This window comes from Acinetobacter sp. 161(2023) (assembly GCF_037027805.1).
Classification (GTDB): Bacteria; Pseudomonadota; Gammaproteobacteria; order Pseudomonadales; family Moraxellaceae; genus Acinetobacter.
This window is the reverse complement of the sequence record NZ_JAZEYD010000022.1, coordinates 41,774-47,804: the sequence shown is the minus strand read 5'-3', so window position 1 is coordinate 47,804 and position 6,031 is coordinate 41,774. Positions and strand designations below refer to the sequence as shown.

7 protein-coding genes are annotated in these 6,031 nt (G+C 36.9%); 3 read left to right on the top strand and 4 right to left on the bottom strand.

Annotated elements, in window-relative coordinates; translation table 11 throughout:
• Nucleotides 1-244: 244 nt before the first annotated feature.
• Together WA249_RS17795 and WA249_RS17790 are read right to left on the bottom strand one after the other, a co-directional pair.
• The gene (locus WA249_RS17795) at nucleotides 245-796 is read right to left on the bottom strand and encodes a peptidylprolyl isomerase (RefSeq protein ID WP_336170692.1); all 552 of its coding nucleotides are present in this window, start codon (nucleotides 794-796) and stop codon (nucleotides 245-247) included.
• A gap of 157 nt (nucleotides 797-953) precedes the next feature.
• Nucleotides 954-2,024, bottom strand: a complete 1,071-nt coding sequence (locus WA249_RS17790) for an alpha/beta hydrolase (protein WP_336170690.1) — start codon at nucleotides 2,022-2,024, stop codon at nucleotides 954-956.
• Nucleotides 2,025-2,236: 212 nt separating this feature from the next.
• Between WA249_RS17790 and WA249_RS17785 the strand changes: the two genes are divergently transcribed.
• Entirely contained in the window at nucleotides 2,237-2,566 is a 330-nt protein-coding gene (locus tag WA249_RS17785; RefSeq protein ID WP_336170688.1) for a hypothetical protein, read from the top strand.
• Between the two features lie 175 nt (nucleotides 2,567-2,741).
• On the opposite strand, the gene WA249_RS17780 is transcribed toward WA249_RS17785, so the two are convergent.
• Complete coding sequence (locus tag WA249_RS17780; RefSeq protein ID WP_199968781.1) at nucleotides 2,742-2,972, bottom strand: hypothetical protein; 231 nt, start codon at nucleotides 2,970-2,972, stop codon at nucleotides 2,742-2,744.
• A gap of 391 nt (nucleotides 2,973-3,363) precedes the next feature.
• A complete protein-coding gene (locus WA249_RS17775) occupies nucleotides 3,364-4,230 on the bottom strand; it encodes an MBL fold metallo-hydrolase (protein WP_336170685.1) in 867 nt (288 codons plus the stop codon).
• A 107-nt stretch (nucleotides 4,231-4,337) separates the two neighbouring features.
• Here WA249_RS17775 and WA249_RS17770 point away from each other — a divergent pair, with 107 nt between their 5' ends.
• Together WA249_RS17770 and grpE are read left to right on the top strand one after the other, a co-directional pair.
• Nucleotides 4,338-5,231, top strand: a complete 894-nt coding sequence (locus WA249_RS17770; protein WP_336170683.1) for a LysR family transcriptional regulator — start codon at nucleotides 4,338-4,340, stop codon at nucleotides 5,229-5,231.
• 162 nt (nucleotides 5,232-5,393) lie between these two features.
• Nucleotides 5,394-5,948: a nucleotide exchange factor GrpE gene (grpE, locus tag WA249_RS17765; protein ID WP_016139708.1), complete on the top strand. Its 555-nt coding sequence runs from the start codon at nucleotides 5,394-5,396 to the stop codon at nucleotides 5,946-5,948.
• Nucleotides 5,949-6,031 lie beyond the last annotated feature (83 nt).

Genomic DNA, 6,031 nt, shown 5'->3' with positions numbered 1-6,031 from the left:
TCTGCTCTTCGTCAGAGACAGAATTCAACGCAATACTAAGCTTTTTATCTTAACCCTGTAAGCTAAGATATTCTCATGTATCGCGTCGGGATGAGTGCATTATAGGGGAAAAAAACTGGTACGCAAGCACTTTTATAAACATATGTGTTTGATCGATTCTTTTTCACCCAATTAAAATCAAAAAAAGTAAAAATATCATCACAAGTCACTGATAAATATCAATAAGTATTAAGATATTTTATTTTCATTCTTTTTTGATTTTCACTTCTATTATCTTAATAGGTTGTTTTGGGACATTCTGATGCATTCCATCGTTGGTTGTAGGTACCTTTACAATACGATCAACCACATCCATTCCTTTAATCACTTTTCCAAAAACTGCATAGCCCGCATTACCAGCAGAGCGATTTAGAAAACTATTATCTGCGACATTAATAAAGAACTGACTAGTAGCTGAGTCAGGATTTGCGGTACGAGCCATTGCTAAGGTTCCGCGCGTATTAGCAATTCCATTTCCAGCTTCGTTTTTGATTGGTGCTCGAGTGGTCTTTTCCTGCATATTTGTAGTAAGCCCACCACCCTGTACCATGAATCCAGGAATTACCCGATGGAATATCGTATCTTTATAAAAGTTCGACTTTATATAGCTTTTAAAATTCTTCACGCTGATTGGGGCTTTCTCATCATAAAGTTGTATTTCTATGTTGCCTAAATTTGTTTGCATTTCAACTAAAGTGTCAGCCCAGACTGAATGACTGCTTAAACCCAAGCAGCATAACATTAATAATTTTTTCATATCTTCCTACAGTAAAATGCAAAACTTAATAAAGGTTAAATTTAATCGTCTATATAAAAGAATTCTAGTGAGTATTTATTATCTTTTATTTAAAGCCTGATATTTTAGATTTGAGTATGAGTCCACGTTCCACGTGAAACATGGACCAAACTTTTATTTAGCTATTTTTATCCCAGAATTTTCTAAAGTTTTTACTGAACTCAATGGTGTACCGTTTGGCCTTTTTAGAAATAGGTGTCAAATTTATAAACCCATGGGTTTGATCTGAGTATTCTTCATAATGCATTTTGACGCCATTTTGGCGTAGCTTATAGCTATAGATTTTTCCTTCATCATGTAATACGTCATGCCCAGCAGTAATCACGAAAGCCGGTGGATTCTTTTTCAAGTTTCCATAGGTTGGAGAAATAATAGGATCGTCTAATTCTACGTTATGCTGAGTTGCGTAATATTGAGTGACATTATTGATATCTTTATCTGTCAAAACCAACCCTTCGTTATAGGCATAGAAGGAAGGATGTCGGCTCTTGAAATCAACTGCAGGGTAAATAAGAAGTTGGGCCTGTGGAGCATAAGGTTTATTTACTGATCTTTGAGCCACGACCGTACTAATGTTTCCCCCTGCACTATCCCCCGCTACCGCAATTCGACCTTTTAATATTTTTAACTGTCTACGATTTTGATACACCCAAGCTAAAGCATCTTCACAAGATTGGATTAAATGCTGAGGAGAAACCTCAGGTGCTAGAGGATAATCGATACTGAGTACTTGTACTTTTGCATATTTTGCCAATATACGACAAACCTCATCATGGGTATCTAAACCACCAACAACAAATCCTCCCCCATGATAAAAAACAATAATAGGTAATTTTTTATTCGGTGCAGGATGATAGTGTCTCGCGAAAACGGTTCCACTTTGGAGAGGTAAACGAATATCTTCTACTGAATCAATATCGGTTGATTTCTGGCGTATAGCCAGCATTTGGGTATCGAACTGCCTTCTAGACTCAATGGGGTCTGAACCAATGAAACCGATATGACCCTGTTTAATTTGTACAGCCATCATACATTTAGTAAATGAGTCGAGATCTGGATATTGGTAAGAATATCCAAGAATTTTGGCAAGTGATTCTTGAGCTAATCCAGGTAACTTATCAAGAGCTCGAGCAGCGGGCCCTTGGCCCTTTTCTAGCAATGTTTGAATTTTTTGATTAAATGCTGTCATGCCTATCTCCATGAATTCCTCTTATCCTTCATATTTTCTACAGAATTCTTTGTTGTTTGACTATATTCGCATACAACTCACGTAATCAAGATACAAAGGTAAAACCCAAATTACGCTAATCTGATTTATAGCAAATGTCATTAACAAATCTGTCGATTAAAACAGGACTTTTTTGCCAATTATTGTTAACAGACAAAAAAAGAGGTACTGCTATGTCAGCAAAACTAGTTGTTACTATGTTAGCAACCAGTCTTTTAACTGTAGGCTGTGTTGCTTATCCAGACGACCCTTATTATCGTGGTGGTGGAGGTTACCATAATCATGATGATAATCGTCGCTACGACCGCAATGACGAACGTCGATATAATGGTTGGGAACAGAAACGTTGGGAAGAGCGTCAACGAGTATACGAACAACAACGTAAAGATATTCGTGAACAAGAAAAAGATCGTCGTGAATGGGATAAAAAGCACCGCGATTGGGATAAAAAACGGGTTGAAGATCGAGATCATGACCACCGAGATTACCGTCATGATGACTAAATTCAATACTAGATAGAATAAAAAGCCCCGAAGAGATAAGTCTTTTGGGGCTTTTTTGAGGAATATAAATTCTCTCTAATTTATAGAAAAATGAGTAGCAGCTCATTTCATATATGTATCGGCATCTTGAACATATATGTTCTATAAACTCATATCTCTTATTTTTAGCAGCAAATTACTGAGCAGTTGCCGAACCTGAAACTGAACCAGAAGCACCAGCATCAACTTGACCTGGTTGTGCTTGACCAGAAACGCCAGCATCAACACCTACACCAGCATGTACACCAGATGGGCTAGCACTTGTTTGAGCAGAACCTGATGCGTTTAAACCAGCTTCAGATGCACAACCAACAGCTGTAAAAGCAACACCAGCAAGTACTACAGAGATAAGACCTAATTTTTTCATAATCGCTTTCCTTTCATTACGACAAACACTTAAATGCAAAGATCATCTTCGCGCTGCCTATAATTCACAATTTTTTTTTCTGGCGTGCGTATCATTGGTTGTCTTTTGTAGTAATAGAAGTACAAGTTGTGCAATTTTTTATTAAATTTGCTTCCCTACTCTTAGCTCTATCTTTTATATAAACCTTGCAAGTTAAGCTTTTGTTTAATTTTATCAATTTTTAATTTTTATCTTAACCTTTTGCTCTGCTCAAAAAAATTCTCTTTATAGAAACGCTATATAAGGTGCGTAGAATGTTACAGAGGTTTTTTGCTTAAAAATTCATTTCTTCATAAAAGAACCGCGAAATGATCACGGTTCTTTTGAAAGTAGATATGGCCTAAGTACTAAATTACGGCCATTGCATCTCGCCTTTTACAACTTTTGCGCCTAACTCTAGGCTATCCACACTTTTAAGAGTTGGATATTGCTTTTGCATAAGCTGACTAAGCTCAGCCGAATTTTTACTTGCTTTAGCCGCTTTTTCATAACTATTTAAATAGTTAATTGAGAAGTTAACAGCATCTAGACCTTGTGGAGCTCCCTCAACCATATGAGCAGGAACAACAATTTTAGGTTGAAGTGCTTTAATGCTTTCTAGAGTTTGAACGACTTCAGCACGATCTTTAGTTTTAGGTGTATCTGCCATCCATAAATGAATGCCTGAAGATACTGGAATTCCACCAACTACGGCTTTTGAAGAAGGAATCCATAAATAAGTAAGTTCTTTCTTACCTTTAATCTCGATTGACTCATTTTCTAGCTTTAAAGTTTTAGCAGTATAAGCTTGAGGCACAATAATTTGGCTAGGCGCATTTGCACCCATTTGTGGACCCCAATACTTCACTTTGAGTGCTTGAGTATCTTGAATATGTTTAACAGTTTCCGGCGTTGCGATGATTTGTACATTTGGGAAGTATTGTTTAAATACGTCTAAGCCAAAGTAATAATCTGGATCGCCATAGCTTACGAAAATTGTCTTGAGCGTTTTACCACTATCGATAATGTCAGCAGCAATACGTAATGCTTCAGATTTTGAGAATTGCGCATTAACCAATAGAACTTCTTTATCACCTTCAATTAAAGTAGAAGTCACGCCAAAATGTTCGGGTTTAGCCAGAAAACTTTGGATTTTTAGATCTTGCGCAAAAGCTGAGGAAGCCATTGTCAAAGCTGTGGCAGTTGCTAGGGCTGAAGCAGTTAATTTAAAAAATTTCATTATGTATTCTCCAATTTCATGAGGAATACTTTAAATTGCAATCTCTGTAAGATAAACGCACTAAATTAAGATAAACTGTTGCATATCTTGTAATAATGATAAAGCATATGGATACATTAAAAGCCATACATGTCTTTGTTTCTATTGCTCAACATGGCAATTTAACCAAAGCCGCCGAACATCTTAATTATTCCCGTGCCATGGTTTCTCGCTATCTTGAGCACCTAGAGCACACATTCTCAACTCGACTATTTCAGCGGAATACCCGAAAAATATCTCTCACTCCGGCCGGTGAAAAAGCCCTACTCTACTGCGAAAATATTTTACAGCAACAACAACTTCTGCAAGAGCTGGCAGCACCCGAACAACATAATGGTACGATTCGTTTTACCTGTGGTTTATTTTTATTCCAATTAGGTGTTGGGGAATGTATTCGTCAATTTAAAAAGCAGCACCCACATATTCAATTTGACGTATATCTTACTGAAAATACAATTGACTTGATTGATGCACAGGTCGATTTAGCTTTACGTATAACGCAAAAAGTTGCAGATGGATTAATTGCACGACCTGTATGTCAAATCGAGTCCGTTTTCTGCGCTCATCCTGATTATTTAAAGCAGCACAGCCCCCTCTCTCACCCAAGACAACTTATTCAATATGAATGTTTAACTCACCATAGCCAGCATCAGTACTGGACTCTTTTTGATGAAGAGCACCAACCACAGAATTATCCTTTGAACGTTACCTTTAAAAGTAATGATGTAAATGCTGTTTATGACATGTGTCTACATGCCCAAGGTGTAGCAATGTTACCTTCACTATTAGTTAAAAAAGATTTAAAAGAAAAACGCCTAGTTCCTTTATTTAAAAACTTTTCAGCTCCGGAATTAAGTTTGTCAGTGGTATATGCATCGAGGCAACATTTACCCAAAATAACGCAGGAATTTATTGCTTTTATGATCGAAAATTTAGATTTTTACTTAAAACCGCAAAATTAAAAGTTTTAAATTGCCGTGTACGCTTGAATTTTTAGGCAATGCCCATACTTCATAGCTATTAATGAATTACAGCATATGCATGGCAGTTCAGGTTTTACCCAGTAAATGCTGATGCCAAAAGGACTGTACATGTTTAAAAACCCATTTAAACGGAGATCATCAATGGCTAATGAGCAAAATGAGCAAGCTCAAGACATTCAACACGAGCAAGCAGAGCAATCTAATGAGCAAACTCAGGCTGAAGGTGTAGAGCAAGCAAACGACGTTACCGTTGAATCTTTACAAGCGCAAATCACTAAATTAGAAGAAAGTCTTAAACTTGAAAAAGCACGTACAGCGAATGCTGTCTACGAAGCACAAAAAAGTGTAGAGCGTATTCAACGTGAGTCTGAAAAGCATAAGGAAACTGTGCTTGAAAAGTTTGCAAAAGAATTACTGGATTCTGTAGACAATCTAGAACGCGCAATTCAAGCGGCGGGTGATGAAGAAACACCAGTACTTGAAGGTATCAAATTAACATTGAAGTCGCTGTTAACTGCGCTTGAAAAATTTGGCGTTGTAGAAGCTGACACTAAAAATGGTTTCAATGCAGAGTTACATCAAGCAGTTGGTATTGATCCAAATGCTAAAGCGAATGAAATCGGTACTGTTTTACAAAAAGGCTATACCTTAAATGGCCGCTTATTGCGCCCTGCTATGGTTATGGTCGGTCAATAAGTAAATTTTTGAGAGTTTTTAGATTTTTTTTAGCTAAAATGCTTGAAAAAAATAGATTCACTCTCATATCGGATAACAAGCAA

What these genes read in the sequence shown, in the direction of transcription:
- WA249_RS17795 (WP_336170692.1), bottom strand. Translation starts at nt 796, where the DNA reads ATGAAAAAATTATTAATGTTATGCTGCTTGGGTTTAAGCAGTCATTCA.
- WA249_RS17790 (WP_336170690.1), bottom strand. Translation starts at nt 2,024, where the DNA reads ATGACAGCATTTAATCAAAAAATTCAAACATTGCTAGAAAAGGGCCAA.
- WA249_RS17785 (WP_336170688.1), top strand. Translation starts at nt 2,237, where the DNA reads ATGTCAGCAAAACTAGTTGTTACTATGTTAGCAACCAGTCTTTTAACT.
- WA249_RS17780 (WP_199968781.1), bottom strand. Translation starts at nt 2,972, where the DNA reads ATGAAAAAATTAGGTCTTATCTCTGTAGTACTTGCTGGTGTTGCTTTT.
- WA249_RS17775 (WP_336170685.1), bottom strand. Translation starts at nt 4,230, where the DNA reads ATGAAATTTTTTAAATTAACTGCTTCAGCCCTAGCAACTGCCACAGCT.
- WA249_RS17770 (WP_336170683.1), top strand. Translation starts at nt 4,338, where the DNA reads ATGGATACATTAAAAGCCATACATGTCTTTGTTTCTATTGCTCAACAT.
- grpE (WP_016139708.1), top strand. Translation starts at nt 5,394, where the DNA reads ATGGCTAATGAGCAAAATGAGCAAGCTCAAGACATTCAACACGAGCAA.